Below are 1,980 nucleotides of genomic sequence, written 5' to 3'. Positions count from 1 at the left end.
GGCCAGAAGGTCTCCTTCGACGTCACGCAGGGCCAGAAGGGCCCGCAGGCGGAGAACATCGTTCCCGCCTAAGCACTGACGCGCACCACCGGGTAGGGCCCGCACCGCAAGGTCGCGGGCCCTGTCCCGTCGCCCGCAGGCCCCCTTGCCCTCCGCTCGTCGCGGGGCGGGGCCCCTGCGGGCATCAGTTCCAGCCGCACGGCAGGCGGCTCCACGGTCCACGACCGTGCTGCGTTCACTGCCCAGGGCCCATCCGATACGGTCCAGCTCCGGCCGCCATTTCTGGCAGTGCCGCTCGTGGCGAAGCGTGTTCGCGCGGTTGACTCCGCGCCGCTTCGATCCCGCTCCGTTTCCGCTCATTCTTTCGGTTCGTCTCTGTGATGCCTTCGTGCGGCGTGTTCGCTGCTGGGGCCTCCTGGATGCGTGCCGTGTCCAGGAAGGTTCTCCTTGAACCCCGTTCGTTCCAATCGCTCGTATTCCAGCTCCACCAGCCGCAGCAGCGCCCCGAGCGCCGGCGGCTACAGCCGTTCGGCCCCGAGCCGCTCCGGCGCCCCGAGCCGTTCCGGCGGCTACGCGGGTTCCGGCCGCTCCGGCGGCTACGCGGGCTCCCGTTCCGGCGGATCGAGCCGACGCCCCTCCGTCCAGGGCGAGTTCGCCCTGCCGGTCACCCTCACCCCGGCCCTTCCCGCGGTCGAGACCTTCGCCGCGCTGGACATGCCGGCGGCCCTGCTGGCCACGCTGGCCCACGAGGGCATGGCGGTGCCGTTCCCCATCCAGGGTGCGACGCTGCCCAACGCCCTCGCCGGCCGCAACGTCCTGGGCCGCGGCCGTACCGGCTCCGGCAAGACCCTCGCCTTCGGCCTGGCCCTGCTCGCCCGGACCGCCGGACAGCGCGCCGAGCCGCTCCAGCCGCTCGCCCTGGTCCTGGTACCGACCCGTGAGCTCGCCCAGCAGGTCACCGACGCCCTGACCCCGTACGCACGCTCGCTGCGGCTGCGGATGGCCACCGTCGTCGGCGGCATGTCCATCGGACGGCAGATCCACCTGCTGCGCGGCGGCGCCGAAGTCGTCGTCGCCACCCCGGGCCGGCTCAAGGACCTCATCGACCGGGGCTCCTGCCGCCTGGACCAGGTCAACATCACGGTACTCGACGAGGCCGACCAGATGGCCGACATGGGCTTCATGCCGCAGGTCACCGCCCTGCTGGACCAGGTGCGCCCGGACGGACAGCGCATGCTGTTCTCCGCCACCCTCGACCGCAACGTCGACCTCCTCGTGCGCCGCTACCTGCACGACCCGGTCGTCCACTCCGTCGACCCGTCGGCCGGAGCGGTCACCACGATGGAGCACCACGTGCTGCACGTCCACGGCGCGGACAAGAACGCCGTGACCACCCAGATCGCCGCCCGCGACGGCCGGGTCATCATGTTCCTCGACACCAAGCACGCCGTCGACAAGCTCACCGACCACCTGCTGAACAGCGGAGTGCGCGCCGCGGCCCTGCACGGCGGCAAGTCCCAGCCGCAGCGCACCCGCACCCTGGAGCAGTTCAAGACCGGGCACGTCACCGTCCTGGTCGCCACGAACGTCGCCGCCCGCGGCATCCACGTCGACAACCTCGACCTGGTCGTCAACATCGACCCGCCGAGCGACCACAAGGACTACCTGCACCGCGGCGGCCGCACCGCCCGCGCCGGCGAGTCCGGCAGCGTCGTCACCCTGGTCCTGCCCAACCAGCGCCGCGACATGATCCGCCTGATGCGCGACGCCGGCATCACCCCACAGACCGCACAGGTCCGCCCCGACGAGGCGGAGCTGACCCGGATCACCGGCGCCCAGGCCCCCAGCGGCGTCCCGTGCGTCATCGCCGCCCCGGTCGTGGAGCGTGCCAAGCGCAGCACCTCCGCCACCCGCGGCCGCCGCAGCCGCTTCGCCCAGGCCCGCCGCTCCGCACCGGGCGACCGCCCGGCGCCCCGCACG

Annotated in this window: 2 protein-coding genes; both read left to right on the top strand. The window is 72.8% G+C overall.

Going from position 1 to position 1,980, the window contains the following annotated elements:
• A partial coding sequence (locus O3X23_RS43820; RefSeq protein ID WP_269280986.1) for a cold-shock protein occupies positions 1 to 72 on the top strand: 72 nt, incomplete at its 5' end.
• A 375-nt stretch (positions 73 to 447) separates the two neighbouring features.
• Positions 448 to 1,980, top strand: a 1,533-nt coding sequence (locus O3X23_RS43815; protein ID WP_269280983.1) for a DEAD/DEAH box helicase, incomplete at its 3' end; no start/stop codon positions are given.

It is taken from the genome of Streptomyces sp. H39-S7 (assembly GCF_027158205.1).
Classification (GTDB): domain Bacteria; phylum Actinomycetota; class Actinomycetes; order Streptomycetales; family Streptomycetaceae; genus Actinacidiphila.
The sequence above is the reverse complement of the archived record's forward strand: the minus strand, read 5'-3'. Positions and strand labels throughout refer to the sequence as shown.